At 54.9% G+C, this 21,076-nt stretch carries 22 protein-coding genes and 1 tRNA gene; 17 read left to right on the top strand and 6 right to left on the bottom strand.

All coding sequences use genetic code 11. From position 1 onward, the window contains the following. Positions 1–39: 39 nt before the first annotated feature. Positions 40–843, top strand: coding sequence for a tRNA pseudouridine(38-40) synthase TruA (gene truA / locus U2W12_RS09655; protein ID WP_326500467.1), 804 nt, complete (start codon positions 40–42; stop codon positions 841–843). Between the two features lie 123 nt (positions 844–966). Further along, the gene (locus tag U2W12_RS09650; protein ID WP_326500466.1) at positions 967–1,143 is read left to right on the top strand and encodes a hypothetical protein; all 177 of its coding nucleotides are present in this window, start codon (positions 967–969) and stop codon (positions 1,141–1,143) included. 94 nt (positions 1,144–1,237) lie between these two features. Here the strand turns inward: U2W12_RS09650 and U2W12_RS09645 are convergent, their stop codons facing one another. Further along, the gene (locus U2W12_RS09645) at positions 1,238–1,984 is read right to left on the bottom strand and encodes a phosphate/phosphite/phosphonate ABC transporter substrate-binding protein (protein WP_326500465.1); all 747 of its coding nucleotides are present in this window, start codon (positions 1,982–1,984) and stop codon (positions 1,238–1,240) included. Positions 1,985–1,996: 12 nt separating this feature from the next. Beyond that, on the bottom strand, positions 1,997–2,473 hold the full coding sequence (locus tag U2W12_RS09640) for a PAS domain-containing protein (RefSeq protein ID WP_326500521.1): 477 nt from the start codon (positions 2,471–2,473) through the stop codon (positions 1,997–1,999). Positions 2,474–2,685: 212 nt separating this feature from the next. Here U2W12_RS09640 and U2W12_RS09635 point away from each other — a divergent pair, with 212 nt between their 5' ends. The 4 genes from U2W12_RS09635 to U2W12_RS09620 all read left to right on the top strand — a co-directional run bounded on the left by U2W12_RS09635 (position 2,686) and on the right by U2W12_RS09620 (position 5,604). Then, positions 2,686–3,117: a hypothetical protein gene (locus U2W12_RS09635; RefSeq protein WP_326500464.1), complete on the top strand. Its 432-nt coding sequence runs from the start codon at positions 2,686–2,688 to the stop codon at positions 3,115–3,117. Positions 3,118–3,312: 195 nt separating this feature from the next. Then, positions 3,313–4,257, top strand: coding sequence for a tRNA (adenosine(37)-N6)-dimethylallyltransferase MiaA (gene miaA / locus U2W12_RS09630; RefSeq protein ID WP_326500463.1), 945 nt, complete (start codon positions 3,313–3,315; stop codon positions 4,255–4,257). Between the two features lie 88 nt (positions 4,258–4,345). After that, positions 4,346–4,909 carry a DUF447 domain-containing protein gene (locus U2W12_RS09625; RefSeq protein ID WP_326500520.1) on the top strand — a complete coding sequence of 188 codons (564 nt, stop codon included), beginning with the start codon at positions 4,346–4,348 and terminating at the stop codon, positions 4,907–4,909. Next, positions 4,906–5,604: a (5-formylfuran-3-yl)methyl phosphate synthase gene (locus U2W12_RS09620; RefSeq protein ID WP_326500462.1), complete on the top strand. Its 699-nt coding sequence runs from the start codon at positions 4,906–4,908 to the stop codon at positions 5,602–5,604. Before U2W12_RS09625 ends, U2W12_RS09620 begins: the two co-directional genes overlap by 4 nt. Before the next feature lie 38 nt (positions 5,605–5,642). On the opposite strand, the gene U2W12_RS09615 is transcribed toward U2W12_RS09620, so the two are convergent. Next, positions 5,643–7,670 (bottom strand): HDOD domain-containing protein, encoded by a 2,028-nt coding sequence (locus U2W12_RS09615; protein WP_326500461.1) that lies wholly within the window; start codon positions 7,668–7,670, stop codon positions 5,643–5,645. Between the two features lie 258 nt (positions 7,671–7,928). Here U2W12_RS09615 and U2W12_RS09610 point away from each other — a divergent pair. The 7 genes from U2W12_RS09610 to U2W12_RS09580 all read left to right on the top strand — a co-directional run bounded on the left by U2W12_RS09610 (position 7,929) and on the right by U2W12_RS09580 (position 14,518). Further along, positions 7,929–8,006, top strand: a tRNA-Arg gene (locus U2W12_RS09610). A gap of 166 nt (positions 8,007–8,172) precedes the next feature. Further along, complete coding sequence (purE, locus tag U2W12_RS09605; protein WP_326500460.1) at positions 8,173–8,679, top strand: 5-(carboxyamino)imidazole ribonucleotide mutase; 507 nt, start codon at positions 8,173–8,175, stop codon at positions 8,677–8,679. Next, on the top strand, positions 8,676–9,770 hold the full coding sequence (locus tag U2W12_RS09600) for a 5-(carboxyamino)imidazole ribonucleotide synthase (protein ID WP_326500459.1): 1,095 nt from the start codon (positions 8,676–8,678) through the stop codon (positions 9,768–9,770). Before purE ends, U2W12_RS09600 begins: the two co-directional genes overlap by 4 nt. Positions 9,771–9,862: 92 nt before the next feature. Beyond that, complete coding sequence (locus U2W12_RS09595) at positions 9,863–11,251, top strand: MFS transporter (RefSeq protein WP_326500458.1); 1,389 nt, start codon at positions 9,863–9,865, stop codon at positions 11,249–11,251. 345 nt (positions 11,252–11,596) lie between these two features. Then, complete coding sequence (locus U2W12_RS09590) at positions 11,597–13,657, top strand: carbon starvation CstA family protein (protein WP_326500457.1); 2,061 nt, start codon at positions 11,597–11,599, stop codon at positions 13,655–13,657. Next, complete coding sequence (locus U2W12_RS09585) at positions 13,657–13,854, top strand: YbdD/YjiX family protein (RefSeq protein WP_326500456.1); 198 nt, start codon at positions 13,657–13,659, stop codon at positions 13,852–13,854. Before U2W12_RS09590 ends, U2W12_RS09585 begins: the two co-directional genes overlap by 1 nt. Positions 13,855–14,221: 367 nt before the next feature. Continuing rightward, entirely contained in the window at positions 14,222–14,518 is a 297-nt protein-coding gene (locus U2W12_RS09580) for a DUF3175 domain-containing protein (protein ID WP_326500455.1), read from the top strand. 63 nt (positions 14,519–14,581) lie between these two features. Here the strand turns inward: U2W12_RS09580 and U2W12_RS09575 are convergent, their stop codons facing one another. The 3 genes from U2W12_RS09575 to U2W12_RS09565 all read right to left on the bottom strand — a co-directional run bounded on the left by U2W12_RS09575 (position 14,582) and on the right by U2W12_RS09565 (position 16,865). Next, positions 14,582–14,941 carry an exosortase system-associated protein, TIGR04073 family gene (locus tag U2W12_RS09575; protein ID WP_326500454.1) on the bottom strand — a complete coding sequence of 120 codons (360 nt, stop codon included), beginning with the start codon at positions 14,939–14,941 and terminating at the stop codon, positions 14,582–14,584. A 94-nt stretch (positions 14,942–15,035) separates the two neighbouring features. Further along, positions 15,036–15,815 carry an ATP-binding protein gene (locus tag U2W12_RS09570; protein ID WP_326500453.1) on the bottom strand — a complete coding sequence of 260 codons (780 nt, stop codon included), beginning with the start codon at positions 15,813–15,815 and terminating at the stop codon, positions 15,036–15,038. Between the two features lie 42 nt (positions 15,816–15,857). After that, a complete protein-coding gene (locus U2W12_RS09565; protein WP_326500452.1) occupies positions 15,858–16,865 on the bottom strand; it encodes a class 1 fructose-bisphosphatase in 1,008 nt (335 codons plus the stop codon). A gap of 212 nt (positions 16,866–17,077) precedes the next feature. Here U2W12_RS09565 and U2W12_RS09560 point away from each other — a divergent pair, with 212 nt between their 5' ends. From U2W12_RS09560 to U2W12_RS09545, 4 genes are all read left to right on the top strand, one after another. Then, on the top strand, positions 17,078–17,311 hold the full coding sequence (locus U2W12_RS09560) for a FeoA family protein (RefSeq protein ID WP_326500451.1): 234 nt from the start codon (positions 17,078–17,080) through the stop codon (positions 17,309–17,311). Next, positions 17,311–19,635 carry a Fe(2+) transporter permease subunit FeoB gene (feoB, locus tag U2W12_RS09555; RefSeq protein ID WP_326500450.1) on the top strand — a complete coding sequence of 775 codons (2,325 nt, stop codon included), beginning with the start codon at positions 17,311–17,313 and terminating at the stop codon, positions 19,633–19,635. The genes U2W12_RS09560 and feoB overlap by 1 nt, the downstream gene beginning before the upstream one ends. Then, positions 19,622–19,849: a FeoC-like transcriptional regulator gene (locus U2W12_RS09550; protein WP_326500449.1), complete on the top strand. Its 228-nt coding sequence runs from the start codon at positions 19,622–19,624 to the stop codon at positions 19,847–19,849. The genes feoB and U2W12_RS09550 overlap by 14 nt, the downstream gene beginning before the upstream one ends. A 582-nt stretch (positions 19,850–20,431) precedes the next feature. Beyond that, a complete protein-coding gene (locus tag U2W12_RS09545; RefSeq protein WP_326500448.1) occupies positions 20,432–20,734 on the top strand; it encodes a hypothetical protein in 303 nt (100 codons plus the stop codon). Positions 20,735–21,076: the final 342 nt, after the last annotated feature.

The raw sequence follows: 21,076 nt of genomic DNA, 5'->3' as shown, positions 1-21,076 counted from the left end.
ATTTCCCCTCACCCAACCCTCTCCCTCAGGAGAGGGCATTTGCGCATCGCCCTCGGCATCGAATACGACGGCAACGCTTTTTGCGGCTGGCAAACTCAAGCAGAAAAGCGCAGCATTCAATCCACGCTGGAGCTGGCGCTGGCGAAAGTCGCGAATGAACCGGTCACCGTGATTTGCGCGGGGCGGACCGACGCCGGCGTGCATGCGCTCGAACAGGTCGTGCATTTCGACACGACAGCCGAACGGGAATCGTATTCCTGGGTGATGGGCGGCAACACCCACCTGCCCGACGACGTGCGAATCCTCTGGGCAAAACCGGCGATTGGCGACTTTCACGCGCGCTACAGCGCGATCGCGCGCTTCTACCGCTACATCATCCTGAACCGGCCGGTCAAGTCGGCGCTGACGCCGACGCAAACGACCTGGTGCCATGCGCCGCTGGACGCGGACCTGATGCACCGGGCGGCGCAATCCCTGATAGGCCACCACGATTTTTCCTCGTTCCGCGCCCAGGGCTGCCAGTCCAAAAGCCCGTTTCGGCAAGTGCATTTCGTCGAGGTGTACCGCGAGGGCGATCGCGTGATCATGGACATCGCCGCGAATGCGTTTTTACACCACATGGTACGCAATATCGCCGGCACCCTGATCGCGATCGGGGCCCGCAAGCAGCCGGTCGACTGGACACGGGAACTGCTGAACGTCAAGAAGCGCGCCCTGGCCGGCATCACCGCCCCGCCCCACGGCCTGTATATGGGCGGCGTTTTTTATCCTGAATGCTATCAACTCGCCAATCACCCTGTCTTCGCCAAATTGCCTGCGGATGCGCATAGGCATCAGGATTGAGTATTCCAGTCCAAAGTTGCCAACTGGAATTATGTAAATCAGCCAACGGCAATTTCTTTATGATCTTGCCACGATTTCACAGGCACTCAGCTAAAAGAATAATCTCTATCCCTGAGGAGTCATATGAAAACGAACAAATTAGAAACCGAATCCACCAAACGCAATCGCTATACGCAGCAGTTTAAAGAACAAGCCTTGGAACGGGCGAAATGGCATGGCGTGCCGCAAGTCGCGAAGGATTTAGGTGTAAGAATTTCTAGCGTTGTTTACAAATTCAAAATTGGGTTATATGTCCCCTGAAGCTTTTGAGCTTAAAAATGTCGCTTAGCGATGTGCCTGTGAACAACCGGCAAGATCACTCCCAAATGCTCGCTTTCCTTAATACTCTGCAAAGTTAAACGCTCAAGGTATCCATCAGATCGATCATGAATTCCATCTCTTCGTCATCGACCTTTTCCCAAGCCTTGAAACCCAGGCTTTCCAAAACCCCCAACCCTTTCTCGTCGCCCGCCATTCCGATCAAATATTGCTGAAACTTCTCGCGTTGATCGAGCAGTCCCGGCCCAATCATCAGCGAGTGATGGATCACGCTGATCTGGCTGCGCACCAATATTGTGAGCTGCTTCTTGACCATCTCGGATAAATCATCGAAGGCTTCGGCCAGAAAGATGCCGACATCGGCATCGCCACGCAGCAAATGCTTGGCGACCTGAACATAGGTATCGCACGACAGGCTTTGCACGTTTTGCGCATTCAGATCGCCCGGTTCGAGCATGATCATGCCCATCATTTTGACATCCGGATCGTCGGTAAACGCCACTTTGACTCCCGGCGTCAACTCCGCCACATCATCGACAGGATTGCCCGCGCCGACCGCAATGATCGCCTCGTCGGATTCGCCGACCGGCTTGACCAGCGGGAGAAACCCCTTTTCCCTGACCAGCATCGCCGCATCATAGGGATTTGCATAGATCAGACTGATCTTGTTTTGAGCGATAGCCTCGCGTTGCGTGTTGAAATCGTTGTACATTTCCAAATGAATAGGTACGCCGGTTTGCTTTTGCAGCCAGGTATTGAAGATATACCAGCCGGACAGATGATCGGGCGTAAAATCTGGACTAACGGTAAACAGAAAGGACATGGAATTTCCTGATCAAAATAATGAGGGATAAAGCCTACGGCATTCTTCCACCTTCGTGCGGGAAGGTTTCCGGCGCACCGAGGTATAACCGACGACCACGCCTTTACGAATATTCGGAATCACGGTCGCCTTAACCCAATAATAGCCGCCGTCCTTGCGCAGATTTTTGACGAAGCCCTGCCATTTCTCGCCCCTTTTGACCGTATCCCACAGGTCTTTGAAGGCGGCCGGCGGCATGTCGGGGTGCCGCAATATCGAATGCGATGCACCGATCAACTCCGCTTCGGTATAGCCGGACATCTCAACAAAAGACTGATTCACATGCGTGATGACCCCGCTCGGATCGGTCGTCGACACGATCAGTTTGCCGTCCGGATAGGGAGTTTCGATCTCGGTATATAACACTTTACGTTGCATGCCGCCGAACAAATTTAGCGTAACTTCCCGGAATTCGCCGACTACGTCTTCCGGCTTCATATCATTGATCATGTTGTCCCCCAACCACGTCTTGCGTTTGACAATAACTCTATGCATCATAGGGTTTTTGACATCCAAGTATAGCAGCCGATAAAAATTTGGGCGGCGCGGATCGAATTTTTTCAAACCGCCCGAGTTGCGTTCGGTGCTGAACGGTTGGCTTGACATTGGTGGCAAACTCGGCTAACTTCGGCGGCATCATGCAAATCCGAGTCCGAAACATTATGAAGCATATCTATGGCGCCATTTTTGTAATGTCGGCGGCAATCAGCCCGCCCCTCTTTGCCCAAGAGACAGCGGACAGAAACTATCCGCCGCCCGTGACAAATCAATCCGCAGCCCCCTATCCCTACTACGCGCCGCCCCCAGCCTATTTGCCACCTCCACCGCCTAATTACGTGCTGCGTCCTTTCAAGGCAGACCCGGGTTTTACGCTGCTGGACATCCTGATTTACCGACCGATCGGTTTGGCCGTAACCATCGCCGGCGCGGGACTGGTCGTGGGCATATCGCCGTTAATCGCGCTGGCGTCAATACCCAGGCCACATGATGCGTTCCCGCAAGCATTTGACATTCTGGTCAATAATCCAGCCGCTTACACTTTTGTCAGACCATTGGGCGATAGGTCACTCCCGTATCCGTATCTGCAACGATAGTGACATTCAGCACGAAGTTTTTCCTACAACGCCGCCGAACGGGTTTTGTAAATCCGTTCGCACGTTTATTGAATCCGTGAAGTTGGCTTGAAACATTCAGAATGGGGTTGCAAACCCCGTTCTGCTGAAAATTCTAAGTCATCCCTGCTCTGCTTTTTCTACCATCCCCTTCCTCCGAGCAACCGCAAGCCACCGATGTCAGAATGTTTGCCCCTGCCCCCCGCGATATTATTAATGGGCCCTACCGCTTCGGGAAAATCCGCGCTCGCCGTGGAGTTGGCAACGGCACTCGACGGCGAAATCATCAGCGTCGATTCGGCGCTGGTTTACCGGGGCATGGACATCGGCACCGCCAAACCCAGCCTGGATGAGCGCGGCGGCATTCCGCACCATCTGATCGACATTCTCGACCCCGCCGAATCATTCTCGACCGGTCAATTCAGAACGCTGGCGCTGAATCTGATCGACGCCATCACCCGGCGGAAAAAAATACCGATATTAGCCGGCGGCACGATGCTGTATTTCAATGCACTGACCCAAGGCCTCGCGGCCTTGCCGGAAGCCGATCCAGAGATCCGGGCCCGGCTTGATCGAGACCTGCACCGGCTTGGCTCGGCCGCGCTGCATCAACGCCTGCAGGCGATCGACGCCGAAGCGGCCGCAAGAATTCATCCGAACGACCCGCAACGCATCCAGCGCGCGCTGGAGGTTTTTGAAGTCAGCGGCAGAACGTTGTCATCGTTTTTCGGCGAAACGCAGGCCGAGACGATCCCTTTCCGCCCAATCAAGCTGATCATCGCCCCGGAAGAGCGCGCCACGCTACACGGCATCATCGCCGAAAGATTTCGAAGCATGCTCCGGGACGGCCTGATCGAGGAAGTCGACGTGCTGTACCGGCGCGGCGATCTGAACGAAAAAATGCCGTCGATCCGCGCGGTCGGCTACCGCCAGGCCTGGGCTTATCTAGCCGGCGAATATGACTATGGCACAATGACCGAAAAAGGCATCGTCGCGACTCGGCAACTGGCCAAACGCCAATTTACCTGGCTGCGCCGGGAAACGGACGTACTGCGCTATCACACCGGCCAATCCGGTCTGCTGCGCCAGGCATTGGCCGACATTCAACGCCAACTCACCTGATCGCAGCGCGACGCCGCTTTTTTTTTAAATGACTCGGAGCGCATCTTGCTCTACGATAGCCGGACATTTGCAGTTTATTTTTTTCTTCATGATTCTGGAAACGATTGTTACGACCCAAAACCTCGCGGGACAGCCTCACATCGCGCCGATGGGCATCCATTCCGATAACGAGGAACTGGTTATCCTGCCTTTTCGCCCTTCCGCCACGCTCGACAATCTGACCGCAACCCAAACCGCGGTGATCAACTATTGCGACGACGTCCGGGTATTTGCCGGCTGCCTGACCGGCCGGCGCGACTGGCCGCTCAAGCCGGCCGAAATGATTGCCGGCCATGTACTCGCCTCGGCGCTTGCGCATAGCGAAGTCAAAGTCATACGGATTGAAGAAGACCCCGTCCGTCCGAAATTTTTCTGCCGTCCTGTGTGCGAAGCCAACCATGCACCATTCAAGGGCTACAACCGCGCCCAATACTCGGTGCTCGAAGCGGCGATTCTGGTCAGCCGCCTGAATAGGCTGCCGATAGAGCAGATTGACAGAGAGATCGACTATTTGCGAATCGGCGTCGAAAAAACCGCCGGTCCCAGAGAGCAGGAAGCCTGGGCATGGTTGATTGCCCATATCGAAGCCTTCAAAAAAGGAGTGCATGCATGACCCGAATGCTGGCCAGCGTGAATAGCCTCGCGGAAGCCAAACTGGTCTATCAGGCGGGCGCCGACATCATCGACCTGAAGCAACCGGAAGCAGGCGCTCTCGGCGCATTGCCCCTTGAAACGATCGCACAAATCCGCGCCTGGTGCGCGGGAAGAACTCCAATCAGCGCCACGGTCGGCGACCTGCCGATGCAGCCGGCTTTAATCGGCGATGCCGTGCTGGCGATGGCCGCAACCCGCGTCGATTACATCAAGATCGGCTTTTTTCCGGGCGGCGACTGGCTCGGCGTCGTGCAAAAGTTAGCCGAACTGACGCAAAAACAATACCCATTGATCGCAGTATTGTTCGCGGATACGCAGCCCGACCCGACTTTTGTCGAAACTCTGCAACAGGCTGGATTTGCGGGGGTAATGCTGGATACGATGGACAAAAACCGAGGCTCGTTGACGCATGCCATTCCGCTCAACGTGATCGAACGCTTCGTCGATACGGCCAAAAGTCACAATTTGCTCTGCGGCCTGGCCGGCTCGCTACGTTTAACCGATATACCGGCCCTGCTCCGCTTTCAACCGGACTACCTCGGTTTCAGAGGCGCGTTATGCATTCAGCATAAAAGAACTGCAAATCTGGATGGCGAAGCGGTTAAACACATTAAAAAGGCAATACAAACCGGTATGACGCTAGAGACGGGTTGATATTCTTAATATCCAGGGCGGTCGGGGACCATCCTTTCTTAGTCTTCCCGCCTGCGCTGGCTCGCAGGCGGCTTATCGCCGGGAGGCAGATGATTGAATAAAATCACGCGGTTACGGCCTGCCATCTTAGCGCGGTACATCGCTTGGTCGGCCGCGGCGATCAACTCGGAGTAATGCCCGAAATCCGGCTGGTACAGCGCCACACCGATACTGACCGTCATATCCAATTGATGAAACCGCGACTTCATGATTTCGCCCCGACTGGCAATCTCCGAACGAATGCGCTCGGCATAAGCCCGAACCTCCTCTTCGTCGGTATCCGTCAGCACGAATAAAAACTCCTCGCCGCCGAAACGCCCGATCAAATCGCCGGGCCGAGTCAGACGCTTCAGCATGTCGGCGACCAGTCGGATTATTTCATCCCCTTTCTGATGCCCGCATTGATCGTTGAACAACTTGAAACGGTCGATATCGACAAAGCCCAAGGCTATCTTTTTAAGTTCGCCGGCGGGCCGCTGAAAAATATTGTTCAACGAAAATTCGAGCATCCGCCTATTATAGATCTGCGTCAGGGAATCCAGTTGCGCCTGCTGCCGCTGCATTTCGTAATGCTGTGCATTCGCCAGCGCGATGCCTAATTGATCGGCGACCGATACGATCTCTTCGAGGATGCGCCCGCTCATCGCTTTTTGCTTGACTGCATAATCAGCATATATCACGCCGGCGAGACAGCGGTGACGAAGCACCGGGACTGCAATATATTCCGCGATATTGAACTTTTTGCTTATCGGATTATTAGGCTCGTGCGAAGTATGAACCAGCACCGCTTTCTTTTCGCGCAGACAGTCCAATAGCTTGCCGGATACACGTCCGATGTCAATTTCCAATGCCATTTCGTGAATTTCCGGAATCGCATGAGAAGCGACCAAACCGCGGCGCTGCGGATCGATTTTGAACAGGATCACACGGTCGAAATCAAAATCGTGCATGATCGTTTCCAAGGTCCAGGGTACAAAATCTTCAGGGTCCAAGCTCTGATGCGGAGCGGTCAGGCTGGCCGAAATATTGCGCTCCGCTTCATTGGCGCCGAGTTCGGCATGGTTGTGATGAAGCCTGCTCATCGTGATGCTAGCCTGCAACAGCTTGGCCCTGAGCCGATTGACATCCGGAAACGCGATGTCATAGAACTCCCGCGCCGCTTGCATCTCTTGATCGGTTTCTTGTAACAGACTATCCAGCTCAAGTGCCTCGATCGGTAGCAGTTCAAATACCTGTGGAGACAATTGCGGCGGCCCTGAATAACTGATAGAGGAAATTCCCTGCATCCAGGCAATATAGTTAGCAAACGCAACAATCGCAACGTCGGTAAGGTAAGGATAATAGGGCGAACTGTCGTCGGGTAGTAGATGATGATACGAAGCAACCGCGGTGATCGGCGCAGGCAATTGCCATTCCAAACACAATACCTGCCCCAATTCGACATGGGTAATGCCGAAGAAATGCCTTTCTTCTTCGAGCAACGGATGCACGCTATTGTGCAAAGCGCCAATAAATTGGCTGTAAGTCAGTTTACCGTGTGTTTCCAGCGCCAGCTTGCCGATATCATGCAACAGCCCTGCCGTATAGACCATTTCAGGGTCGGCATGTTTTAGGGTAGCTGCGATCCTTCTGCTTAACTCGGCGACAAATAGACAGTGCTGCCAAAAGAATAAAAAATCGAACTCCCTGGACTCGCGCCGAATCATTTTGCTGAATAGCAATAGGGTCAAAGCAATTCGGCGGACTTGATCGACGCCCAAGAGATGCACCGCGCGCCTGATCGAAGTCACCTTGTTGGGCAACGAGTAGGCGGCGGAATTGACAGTTTGTAAAATTTTCACAGTCAGCGCGGGATCGGTTTCGATGATTTTCGCTAACGTCTCGATACGCACATTCTCATCGCGGGTCAAATTGACCAGCTTGACCGCGATTGCCGGCACTAACTGCAAATTCAGCGATTCGCTTTTTAGAATCGCTTGCGCCGCCTTTTTGATGCGCTCCAACTCATTGCAGCCTGAACCGGTCATGGTACGTCTATCCTCTGCCTTCACCTCATCGTCTCCATCATTGTACGGCAAGAAACAATCCTCTGTTCTGAGATGTGTTGCGAAATTTTAATATTACAAGCAAAATTCCCTGCCTCGCCACTGTTTAGACCGCTTACGCCTATCAAAGGTTTAACTATAAATAAAACCCTATAGCACGAAGAGTATACACATTTCACACCGGAGTTAGGGAGTTAGTGCTTGTTATGATCAAGCCAGTCTTGCTAGAATGGAGTTCCTGTCCCCGTAGCATAAGCTGGATAATGCACCTTCCTCCTAAGAAGGCGACTGGGTGTTCGAATCACCCCGGGGACGCCAGATCTGTATGGCAATTCCCCCGCTTCCCTGCCGCCCCCGACCGCCCGGTCTTTTTAACTTTAAACAAAACATTGCCCCGCTATTTATGCGATAATTTTCCCCCTTAAATTACAGCTCGGGCCGGGTGCGTTCAGCGCATACCGCTTTTTATCTTTAGGAGTACGACATGACAGCACTGGTTGGCATCATAATGGGCTCGACCTCTGACTGGGAAACGATGCGCTTTGCTGCGGAAACGCTGCAGGAGCTGGGCATTCCGCACGAAGTCGAGGTGGTCTCGGCGCACAGAACGCCGGACAAACTGTTCCATTATGCTGAAACCGCCGAGTCCAAGGGCCTGGAAGTGATCATCGCGGGCGCAGGCGGCGCGGCGCATCTACCGGGCATGACCGCCGCGAAAACCGCGGTGCCGGTGCTCGGCGTGCCAGTGCAGTCGAAAACGCTGAACGGTCTCGATTCGTTGCTGTCGATCGTGCAAATGCCGGCCGGCATTCCGGTCGGCACCCTGGCGATCGGCAAGGCCGGCGCGATCAATGCCGCCCTGCTGGCCGCCTCGATCGTCGGCAACAAACACGAGTCGTACCGCACCGCCTTGAACGGCTACCGGCAAAAGCAGACCGAATCGGTGCTGGCAGGCTCCGACCCACGCGGCAGCGAAGGAGGCCTCCTATGAAAGTCGGCGTACTCGGCGCGGGACAACTGGCCCGCATGATCGCACTCGCGGGTTATTGCTTAGGAGTCGATTTCATCTTTCTCGATCCGGCCAAAGACGCCTGCGCGAACAAGCTCGGCACCCACCTGCACGGCGATTATGACGACCCGGCCCTGCTCGCCCGGCTGGCCGAGCTGTCGGACGTGGTCACCTACGAGTTCGAAAACGTGCCGGCCGATGTCGCGCACTTCCTGGCGACGCATACCGAAGTGCATCCGTCACCGAACGCGCTGGCAGTCGCGCAGGACCGCCTGGTCGAAAAAAATTATTTCCATTCAGTCGGCATTCCGACGCCCGATTTCGCGCCGATCGACAGTCTGGCCGACCTGACCCAAGCCATGGAAACCATCGGCTGGCCGGCCATCGTCAAAAGCCGGCGCATGGGTTATGACGGCAAAGGCCAATTCCTGGTCAAAACGCCCGACGATTTGCCGAAAGCCTGGGAAGCGATGGCCGGAGTCGCGGCGGTCGTCGAAGCGTTCGTGCCGTTCGACCGCGAGGTCTCGATCATCGCGGCGCGCAATCCGCAAGGCGAGATTGCCTTTTATCCCTTGTCCGAAAATCTGCACAGAGGCGGCATCCTGCGCGTGTCCGAATGCCGGGACGGCGATCCGCTGCAGAAACAGGCTGAAGACTATGTGACCCACCTGCTCGAAGGGCTTGATTATGTCGGCATCCTGGCGCTCGAACTGTTCGAGGTGGATGGCCGCCTGCTCGCGAACGAATTTGCCCCGCGCGTGCACAACTCCGGACACTGGACGATCGAAGGCGCCGAAACCAGCCAGTTCGAAAATCATTTGCGCGCGATCCTGTCCCTGCCGTTAGGCTCGACAAAGCCCGTCGGCCATGCCGCGATGGTCAATTTCATCGGCGGCCTGCCGGAAACGGCCGAGGTGCTCGCGATCGAACACGCACACCTGCATCTGTATGACAAGCCGCCGCGCAAAGGCCGCAAGGTCGCGCATGCGACGCTGCGGGCGGAATCCCGCGAGCATTTGTCCGCCCAACTGAAAACACTCAGCACCCTGGCGGACCGCGTCGACGATTCATGAAACCCGCCTGCGCGCAAAGGCGATTTTAACCGCCGGAAGCCTTACGCCCGGCGTCAAACATAGACATCATCATTGCATAGGAGATTTCGGCTGTGACCCCAATACAGGATATCGCCAGCCCGATGACGCGGTCCGAAAAACGCGCCACCTGGTCGCTAGCCAGCATTTACGCCTTCCGGATGCTCGGCCTGTTTTTGATCATGCCCGTCCTTTCCCTGTTTTCCGAACAACTCGACGGCGCCACGCCCGCGCTGATCGGCCTGGCGATCGGCATTTACGGGATCATGCAGTCGCTTCTGCAAATTCCGTTCGGCCTGATCTCCGACCGCCTCGGCCGCAAGAAAGTGATCGTGGCCGGTTTATTGCTGTTTTTTGCCGGCAGCGTGGTCGCCGCGCTCTCGACGAACATTTACGGCATCATCATCGGCCGTGCGATCCAGGGTTCCGGCGCGATCGCCGCGGCGGTGATGGCGCTGGTCGCCGACCTGACCCAGGAGGTGCACCGCACCAAGGCGATGGCCCTGATCGGCGCCAGTATCGGCGTCTCCTTCGGCGTCGCGATCACCACAGGCCCGCTGATTGCCTCCTACATCGGCGTGCACGGCATTTTCTGGCTGATCTCGGCGCTGGCCTTGGTGGCAATCCTGATCATCCTGCTGCTCGTGCCGAATCCGAGGCAGCCGAAAAAGCACCGCGAAGCGGAGGTGATCCCCGGCCATTTCAGCGACGCGCTGACCAACGTCGAACTGTTACGTCTCAACTACGGCATTTTTATCCTGCATCTGGTAATGACTGCAAGTTTCGTGGTCGTGCCGCTCTTGATGCGCGATGCGGGACTGATCCCGGCACAACACTGGATGGTGTACCTGCCGGTTTTCGTACTGTCTCTGGCATTCATGATTCCGTTTATCATACTGGCCGAGAAGAAGCAGAAGATGAAGGGCGTTTTTATCAGCGCGATTGCGGTATTGATTCTGGCCTTTCTCGGCCTGATGCTGTTCCATGACGCGCTGATACAGATCGTCGCCTTGCTAATGTTGTTTTTCAGCGGCTTCAACCTACTCGAAGCGACCCTGCCCTCGCTGGTTTCGAAGACCGCCCCCGGCGATCTGCGCGGTACCGCGATGGGCGTCTACTCGACCTGCCAATTCATGGGCGCCGGCATCGGCGGCGCGGCCGGCGGCTGGTGTTACGGACATTACGGCGCGGGCGGCGTGTTCATGGCCTGCGCGGCATTGGCGTGCAGCTGGCTGCTGCTGGCGTTCGGCATGAAGGCACCCCGCCACTGGGTCAATATGCTGCTGTCCCTGGACCAGATCGAGTTACAAAAGATCGACGAGTTTGAAAAAAATATCCTGGAAATCGCCGGCGTCGAAGAGGTCACCCTGCACCCCGAAGAAACGGTGGCCTATCTGAAAGTCGATAAACGGCAGTTGAACACCGATGCGCTGCAAAATCTGATCGTGCAATATAGCAAGTAGCCTCGATGCAGCCTTAGCGAAATCGAGGAAATCGAAGCCGCGATCCAGAGGGAGTGTTGACCGAATCGCTAGAAGCCCCTGCATGAGCGAGATCCTCGCGCCCATCGCACTTCATGGAGGTTACGCTCCCCAAATAATGCGGCTCGCCCAATCAGCATTACCAGCCGCGTCGATCAAAATCCCGACTTCAAATAGGCCGGTTTTATCCCGGTCATTACGTCATTCATGCAATAAAACCGGCTTTTCAGCAGACGCCGCATGAATCACGAGTTTTTTAGCGTATAAATCCTGCTTAGGCGCCAGGCGCCGGCACCCAGTCATTTTCAATTCAACACGGGACATCTCATGCTTAAAACTATCATCTGGATACTGATCGGAGGCCTCGGCGCCGCCGCCGTCGGCGGCATCGCCTTGCAGCGCGGCGAGACGATCAATTCGCTGTGGTTCATCGTCGCCGCGCTTTGCGTTTATTCGCTGGCCTACCGCTTCTATGCGGCCTGGATCGCGGCCAAGGTGCTGGCCATCGACCCAACCCGCGCGACCCCGGCCGAACGCCTCGACAACGGCCGCGATTTCGTGCCGACCAACAAATGGATCGTGTTCGGGCATCACTTCGCGGCGATCGCCGGCCCCGGCCCCCTGGTCGGTCCGACCCTCGCGGCGCAGTTCGGCTATCTGCCCGGCACGCTGTGGATCCTGATCGGCGCGGTGCTCGGCGGCTGCGTGCAGGACATGGTAACCCTGTTTTTCTCGACCCGGCGTAATGCGCGCAGCCTCGGGCAAATGGCCCGCGACGAGCTCGGCGTACTCGGCGGCACCGCCGCGCTGATCGGCACCTTCGCGATCATGATCATCCTGATCGCGGTGCTCGGCCTGGTCGTCGTGAACGCGATGAAACACAGCCCCTGGGCGACCTCGACCGTCGCCGCGACGATTCCGATCGCGATGATCGTCGGGCTCTACATGCGCAGCATCCGCCCCGGCCGGGTGCTCGAAGCCTCCATCTTCGGTGTGGCGTTGCTGCTCGCCTCGGTCGTTTACGGCGGCTTTGTCGATCGCAGCGAAACCTGGCGCGTCGTATTCGATCACGAGGGCCTGACCCTGGCCTGGTGGGTGATCGGTTACGGTTTCGCGGCCGCCGTCCTGCCGGTCTGGCTGCTGCTCGCGCCGCGCGATTATTTGTCGACCTTCGTCAAACTCGGCACGATCACCTTGCTGGCGGTCGCGATCGTAATTCTGCGCCCCGACGTCAAGATGCCCGCGCTGACCCCGTTCATCGACGGCTCGGGACCCATCTTCGGCGGCAAGCTGTTTCCGTTCGTGTTCATCACGATCGCCTGCGGCGCGATTTCGGGCTTCCATGCACTGATCGCCTCCGGCACCACACCGAAACTATTGACCAACGAGCGCGACATCCGCATGATCGGCTACGGCGGCATGCTGCTCGAATCGTTCGTCGCGATGATGGCGATGGTCGCCGCGACCGTGCTCGAACCCGGCGTGTTTTTCGCGGTCAACAGCCCGGCCGGCGTGGTCGGCGCGGAAGCCGCCGCCGCGGTCGCGAAGATTTCAGCTTGGGGCTTTCCGGTCACGGTCGAACAGATGCAGAACCTGGCCGCGCAAATGGGCGAAGCGACCCTGTTCGCGCGCACCGGCGGCGCGCCATCGCTCGCGGTCGGCATGGCCAGCATCTTCGGCAGCGCCTTCGGCGACGGCCTTCTGGCCCTCTGGTATCACTTCGCGATCATGTTCGAGGCGATCTTCATCCTGACCACGCTGGATGCCGGCACCCGCGTCGGCCGCTTCATGCTGCAGGACATGCTCGGCAATCTCTGGCCGAAACTCGGCGAAACCTCCTGGGCGCCGTCGGTAATTTTGACCAGCGCTATCGTCGTCGCCGGCTGGGGCTATTTCCTGTACATCGGCGTGATCGACCCGAACGGCGGCGTGAACATTCTCTGGCCTCTGTTCGGCATCGCGAACCAAATGCTCGCCGCGATCGCGCTGTGCGTCGCGACCGGCATTCTGGTCAAATCTGACAAGCTCAAGTATGCCTGGATCAGCGGCGCGCCGCTGCTCTGGTTGGTCACGATCACCAGCGCGGCCGCCTGGGAAAAAATCGTCAGCGCGGATATCCGCATCGGCTTCTTCGCCGCCGCCAACGATTTGAGCACCAAACTGGAAAACGGCCTGTTACCGCCCGAGAAAGCCCAAATCGCTCCGCAACTGATCTTCAATCTTCATCTGGACGCCGTTCTAACGTTGTTCTTCGTGACCTTGCTTTGGATGATCGTGCTGGACATGCTCCGGGTCTGCTACCGGCATCTGGCCGGCAAACTGGTGCCGCCTTTGTCCGAAGCGCCGCATAGCCCGAGCCAATTGGTCGAAAACTGGGCGCGCGACTGATGCTCAAACACCTGAAAAACTTCTGGAAAGCCGTTCGCCGTCTCAGCGGCGACGACGCCTACGATCGCTATCTTGAACAGTATGCGCACAGCCATACGCACGATGACGGCGACGCATGCGCTGGCCCGTTGAGCCGGGCCGAATTCTTCAAGCAATGGCAGAATCAGAAATGGAACGGCATCAAGCGTTGTTGCTGACAGACCCACAAGCGCTTCGTCATTGCGTCGCCGCTGCCGCCGTTCCGGTTATGAAAAACGCCAGATTGTAAACGTCCATGCCTCCCGACATTTTTCTACCCGGCTGAAAGGGACGCGAAAATTGCCTATTTGTGTCGTCGGCAACCGCAAGATCATTCCGGCAAAGCACATTTAGCTAGGCTACGGCTTTACCGTCAGGCACTCCTGTGTCTGAATATCTCAAATAATCAGGAAAGTGCGATGTGATTAACCGGTTAATTGAATGACAAAGGCATAAGCAAAAATAATCCTCAGCCAACCCGACATAAATGCAGGCGCGCACTGCTAACCTCATCTAGGGAACTTGAGATTTAAAAAAGGAGCTGTCGTGACAAAAAACGCCAATTCACCATCATCCAACAACTGGTCCGCCAGAGTCACACGCGAAAGCAACGCGCTAAGACTTGAAAAAGGCGTCTTTACGTGGAAAGACCCGCAACGCATCGCCGAGTCGCTGCGGGATTCGGCCGAAGCAAGCACCAACCGCAAAAGCGAACCATTTCGCTCGGCGATGTCGATGCTGGTTTTTTATATCAATCGCGCCGGCAAGAATCTGGACCCGGGGCAGCGGCAAATTCTCGAACAGGCCAAACAGGCATTACGCGATCTGTACGAAAAAAACTGAGACTAGCCACAAGAAAAATGCTTTTCTCCCTGCTTGTAAACAGGGAGAAAAGCCGAACATCTATTATTTTTCCGAACTGAAATAAGTGGTGGGTTGTTTAAAGTCTTCCCATGCATATTCAGGTTGAATCAGGCTTTGGGTCGGAATCGGACTGGTGATTACATCGAAAATGCCAGTCGCAGTTCTACCGAGAGTGTGGAGCGTACCCAGGATCAAACCACCCGGCCCTCCGGCCACCGGATTGGTTTTGCCGCTCACATAGGCAATATTTTTCGGCACTTCGCCAATACCGGTAAACAGATTGGCAGTCCCCCGGGTAAATTTTGCCGATACATCGGAAACATAACCCTCTGCGTAGCTGATCGGCGCATAAACACTGAACATCAAAGTGCTTGCCAACAGCATGTGATTAAATTTACGCATTATCACTTCTCCTTCTTTGTTTTGACCATGAAAAGTAGTTTCGAATCGCTATTATATTACGAACCAAGTGATTCGATCAATAAAAAAGAAGGATTTACTTATTTTCGCCTTTGCGCAATTCTGAAAACAGATTGAAAAATTGCTTGGCCGTTCTGCCGCTTTTCGCCGCCCGTTTTTGCGAGAATTCCAGTGCATGTTGATGCAAAAAATCGCGGTCGCCGCCATAAGCGGGAAAATAGCTATCCACGATATCCAGGTAGGTCTGAGTAGAATGCGGATAAAACGCCAGCCATAAACCGAAGCGGTCGGAAAGCGAAATCTGTTCCTCAACCGCATCGGAATAATGCACCTCGTCATCCACCAGACGGGTATCGAGGTTGTCGCGCATCCGTTCCGGCAGTAAATGCCGACGATTCGACGTCGCGTACACCAGTACATTCTCCGGTGGCAGTTCGATTGACCCTTCCAGCACGCTTTTTAGCGACTTGTAGCGGCTATCTTGCGTTTCAAACGACAGATCGTCGCAATAAATGATGAACCGCTGCGGTTGCTCACGGATTTCATCGACGATCTCCGGCAGATAAACCAGATCCTGTTTATCCACTTCAATGATCCTGAGCCCCGCTTCCCGGTATTCGTTCAACAAAGCCTTGATCAGCGACGACTTGCCGGTTCCCCGCGCGCCCCACAGTAAAGCATTATTGGACGGTTTCCCGGACAGAAAGCGTTCGGTGTTGTCGATCAACTGCTGTTTCTGCTTGTCGATCCCGACCAAATCCCCGAGCCGGATCGCATCCAGGCGCACGGCCGGGCGTAAATAACCCTTGTGCTGCCGCCATACCGCGGCATATGTCTGCTGCCAATTGATGTTCATGATGTCCTCGACACTGAATCGACTCACGGAACAATTTTGTCTTTACCACCCTTCCTGGTGATACTTGACGATCCGCTCCACCTCGTTTTTCGAGCCCAATATCACCGGCACACGCTGGTGCAGGCTTTGCGGCTTCACATCGAGCATACGTTCGCGGCCGGTCGTGCAGGCGCCGCCGGCCTGTTCGACAATGAAGGCGACCGGATTCGCTTCGTACATCAGACGCAGTTTGCAGGGCTTTTTCGGGTCGCGGGTGTCGTAGGGGTACATGAAGATGCCGCCACGGGTCAGAATCCGGTAGACCTCCGCGACCAACGAGGCGATCCAGCGCATATTGAAATTCTTTCCACGCGGGCCGTCCTTGCCCTGCACACATTCGTCTATATAATGTCTGACCGGTTCTTCCCAGAAACGCTGGTTGGACATGTTGATCGCAAATTCGCTGGTGTCTTCGGGGATAGTCATATTGCTGTGGGTCAAGATGAATTCGCCGATGTCCTGATCCAGCGTAAAGCCGTTCACGCCGTGGCCCGTGGTCAACACCATCATCGTCGAAGGACCGTACAGCACGAACCCGGCGCAGACTTGCTCCGCACCTTTGCGCAGAAAATCTTCCGGTTCCGGATCGACGCCTTCGCGGGCGCGCAGAATCGAAAAGATCGTGCCGACGGTCAGGTTGATGTCGATATTGGACGAGCCGTCCAACGGATCGAACAGCACCAGGTATTTGCCCTTCGGATAGTGCGGAGGAATTTTGATCGGTTCGTCGACTTCCTCGGAAACCATCCCGGCTAGATGTCCGGTCCAGCTCAACGCATCGACCATGATCTCGTTGGTTATAATGTCGAGTTTTTTTTGTACTTCGCCCTGCACATTCTCGGATTCGGCGCTGCCGAGCACGCCGATCAGATTACCGCGGTTGACCTTGTGCGAAATCTGCTTGCAGGCGGTGACGATGTCGTTCAGCAGTAGGGTGAAGGTTCCTGAGGTGCCCGGATATTCGCGCTGCTGTTCGATCAGGAATTGGGTCATGGTGACGTTATTGGCCATGGACTGTGGATCTCCGTTGTGTTTCGGTTTTTACCTTTATTATACCTGCACCACACGCGTTATTGAGTCATAATTCCCAAATACCGCCTCCTTGACGACAAATTGTCGCGCGTATTTTACAAATGGCAAATATGTGTTATATTCGTTATAAATGAGAATGATTATTGATAACCTAGTCAATTCAGTACACAGTTTAATTTGAAGGCCGATTTATGTTGATTGACTTAAAAAAACTTGCCGTCGGCGATTTGGCGAAAATCGTCGGCTTCGACAAAACAGGCAAAGCCTACCGCAAGCGCCTGTTGGCGATGGGACTGACGCCCGGCACCGAATTCAGCGTAACGCGCTTCGCTCCAATGGGCGACCCGGTCGAGATCAGGCTGCGCGGTTTTTCTCTGACCTTGCGTAAAGACGAAGCCGCGGTATTGCAAATCGAGAAGCTTTGATGGCCGCCGATTTTACGGTCGGTGTGGTCGGCAATCCGAATTGCGGCAAGACTACCCTTTTCAATGCGCTGACCGGCGCAAAGCAACACGTCGGCAACTGGCCTGGCGTCACGGTCGAAAAAAAAACCGGCGAGTATGCCTTTGAAGGCAAGACCATCGAACTGGTCGACTTGCCGGGCACTTATTCGCTCGAAGCCTCCGACGACCAGGTATCACTCGACGAAAAAGTCGCCCGCGATTTTGTCGCGGCCAAAGAAGCCGATCTGATCGTGAATATCGTCGATGCATCGAGCATCGAACGCCATCTGTATTTGACCTCGCAATTGATCGAAATGCGCACGCCGATGATCCTGGTGTTGAACATGATGGATACGGTCAAACAACGCGGCATCAAGATCGATATTGCCTATATCGCCGAACGCCTGGGGTGCCCCGTCGTACCTATCGTCGCCTCGACCAAACAGGGCATCGATACGCTCAAAAAAGCGATCAATCAAGCAGCGACCACGAAGCCGACTCCCAATTTAAACATCGATTATGCGCCCACGCTGGAACAGGCGATAGCAGAGCTTACGCCGTTGTTAATCGAAGCCACGCAGAAACATCGCTGCGACTTGCGCTGGCTGTGTGTGCGACTGCTCGAAGACGATACCTTAGCAAAAAAAATCGCAGGTTCTGCGCTGGCCGAAACGGTCAACGCCTTACAGCGTCGCGTCGAGCAGGAGACAGACGACGAAATCGACATTCTGGCCGCCGATGCACGCTACGGTTTCGTGAACCAACTGACACAGGACGCGATTTGCAAACAAAACGAAGTCAGCCGGCATCTGTCCGAAAAGATCGACAGCGTCGTGTTGAACCGCTTTCTAGGCATTCCTGTATTCCTCTTGGTCATGTACGCGATGTTCATGTTTACGATCAACATCGGCAGCGCGTTTGTCGATTTTTTCGATCAGGCCGCCGCCGCATTGCTCGTCAATGGCTTGAGCCTGGTATTGACCGACTGGGGCCTCCCCGAATGGCTAACCGTATTGATCACCCAGGGCATCGGCGGCGGCATTCAGGTCGTCGCGACCTTCATCCCGATCGTCGGCTTCTTGTTCCTGTTCTTGTCCGCGCTCGAAGATTCGGGTTACATGGCGCGCGCCGCCTTCGTGATGGACCGCTTCATGCGCATGATCGGCCTGCCCGGCAAATCGTTCGTGCCGATGATCGTCGGCTTCGGCTGCAATGTGCCGGCGATCATGGCGACGCGCACACTCGAAAACCCGCGCGACCGAATCCTGACCAATCTGATGAATCCGTTCATGTCCTGCGGCGCGCGGCTGCCGGTTTATGCGCTGTTTGCGGCCGCGTTCTTTCCGGTCAACGGCCAAAACCTGGTCTTCGGCCTGTATCTGTTGGGAATCGGAGTCGCGGTATTGACCGGCCTGATCATGCGTCACACCCTGTTCAAGGGCGAGACTTCGCCGTTCATCATGGAACTGCCGGTCTATCACCTCCCTACCCTGAATGGCATGTTTATCCGCACCTGGGACCGGCTCAAGTCGTTCCTGTTCAATGCCGGCAAAGTGATCGTACCGATGGTGCTGGTGTTGAATTTTTTGAATGCGCTCGGCACCGACGGTAGCTTCGGTCGCGAGAACAGCGATAAATCGGTCTTGAGCGAAATCGGCCGCGGCCTGACGCCGGCATTCGAGCCGATGGGCATCGTCAAAGACAACTGGCCGGCCACCGTCGGCATTTTTACCGGCGTACTCGCGAAAGAGGCGGTCGTCGGCACCCTGAACGCCTTATACAGCCAAATGGGCGCGGCGACTGCCACGACGCCTGCCGAAGCCGATGCTTTCAACCTGAAAGACGCACTACAAGCCGCGCTATTGACTATTCCCGAAAACCTGGCCGGCATCGCAAATAAGCTGCTGGACCCCTTGGGGCTGAACGTCGAGGTGGCGAGCAACGAACTGGAAGTCGAAACCAGCGCTTATGCCTCGATGCAGCACAGTTTTGACGGCCAAGCAGGCGCCTTTGCCTATCTGCTGTTCATTCTGTTGTATGCGCCCTGCGTAGCCGCAACCGCCGCGATCTACCGGGAAACGAACCGTGGCTGGACGGTGTTTGTGCTGCTTTGGACTACGGGCCTTGCTTACATGACCGCGACGATTTTTTATCAGGCGGCGACGCTTGGCAGACATCCGGCCGATTCGCTGACCTGGATCGTCGGCCTGATCGCTGTGTTTGCCGGCATTATTGCCGGATTGTGGTGGTACGGCAAACACCCCGCACCTACCATCCACAAGGAGTCCGCCGTTGATCCTGTCTGAGCTGCGCAACTACATCCGGGAACAGCGCCGCGTCGCGCTGATCGATCTGGCCAATCATTTCAACGTCGATGCCGAGGCCTTGCGCGGCATGCTCGGCAAATGGATCAGCAAGGGAAATCTACGCAAACTGCCGCAAGGCACGGCCTGCGGCGGCAGTTGTTGCAAATGCGATCCGGCGTCGATTGAGCTTTATGAGTGGATAGATAAAGTGTAAAACGCTAGACTTGCTCTAACGGCTTTAAAAAAATTAGTCGCAAGGGAATCTAACATCGACTAGCCGAGTTCGACCCCAAGCTTTGTTTCGCCTCTATCAGAGGCATATGTCTGCAGTGATTTTTTTAGCCGACAATTCAATGTTATCCACAACTTTTTAAATCAAACGGCACAGTGGTTACAATCGAAAGCAGCTTCAAGCCTTTGAACTTAAACAAGTCTCTTAGCTCGCTGCCTGTGGAATCCGGGCAAGATCAGAGCGTCTTGTTTCATTATTATTTCTTATTATATCAATTATTTGTAGTGTTTTTAGGGTGCCGACTGCTTATTTTTTTGGAGGGTGCTTCACAGAGCAATTTGAAAAGTTGAAGCATGATTTAGTACCAAAGTCCAATAGCCAACTTGATTTTTCTGTGAAATAATCCTCACATGTATAAAATTTAAGCAATACTTAATAACTCCTAAAAGAAGGCTATGTGGCATACACATGAATCGTTAATATAGCCAATTCGTATGCCACAATAATACCTTTCGATTTATTGTTAGGATCTTAAGAAAAATAAGCTTACAGGAGGGTGTAGCCATGAATAGACAATTATTGTTTGGACTCATTAAATTTTTGATGATATCTGCGCCTTTTTTATCTATGGTGATAATGATCCTCGCCTTATGGGGGGTGGTAGGAACGATAATATATACCGATGCTGCCGCTCAGCAAGACATAGCGTTTGGTACCAATGAGGCTAAAAATTACTTGGTCAACGAGACGAAAAAAATTGAGCAATGTCCGAAGGAATTAAATAGCACAGATATTGAGCCGGAAAAAGAGAAGCCGATGCCTAAAAAAATTGACTGGGAGCACGTCGAAGGTCTACGAGAAGCGTAGTTAAAATACGAGATCATCAGACGCAGAGTCAAGTCATTGGGAGCCAATGGCGCACAACGCACCGAAGGAAAGTCGTGCGTCATGGTGGACACAGGACGAGCGAGGGCTACCGAAGACAATACCGCCAGTTAATTTTTCATTGTTAAAATCGGACGGCTTACATTTCAGTTTTCTGGAAAAATGCTGGCGTTCTTGGCCTAAGCTGAAATAGTTCGGATTTGATCTTAAGTGTCTCGCAGAAAGTTGATTGGCGTTAAACTAAAAGCTTTTTAGAACCAGCAGGAAACAGAGTTGGCAAGGGTTGCCCGATTAGAACTATCAGAAAACGATGACGCATGTTTG

It is taken from the genome of Methylomicrobium sp. Wu6, assembly GCF_035916875.1.
Classification (GTDB): Bacteria; Pseudomonadota; Gammaproteobacteria; order Methylococcales; family Methylomonadaceae; genus Methylomicrobium.
The sequence above is the reverse complement of the archived record's forward strand: the minus strand, read 5'-3'. Positions and strand labels throughout refer to the sequence as shown.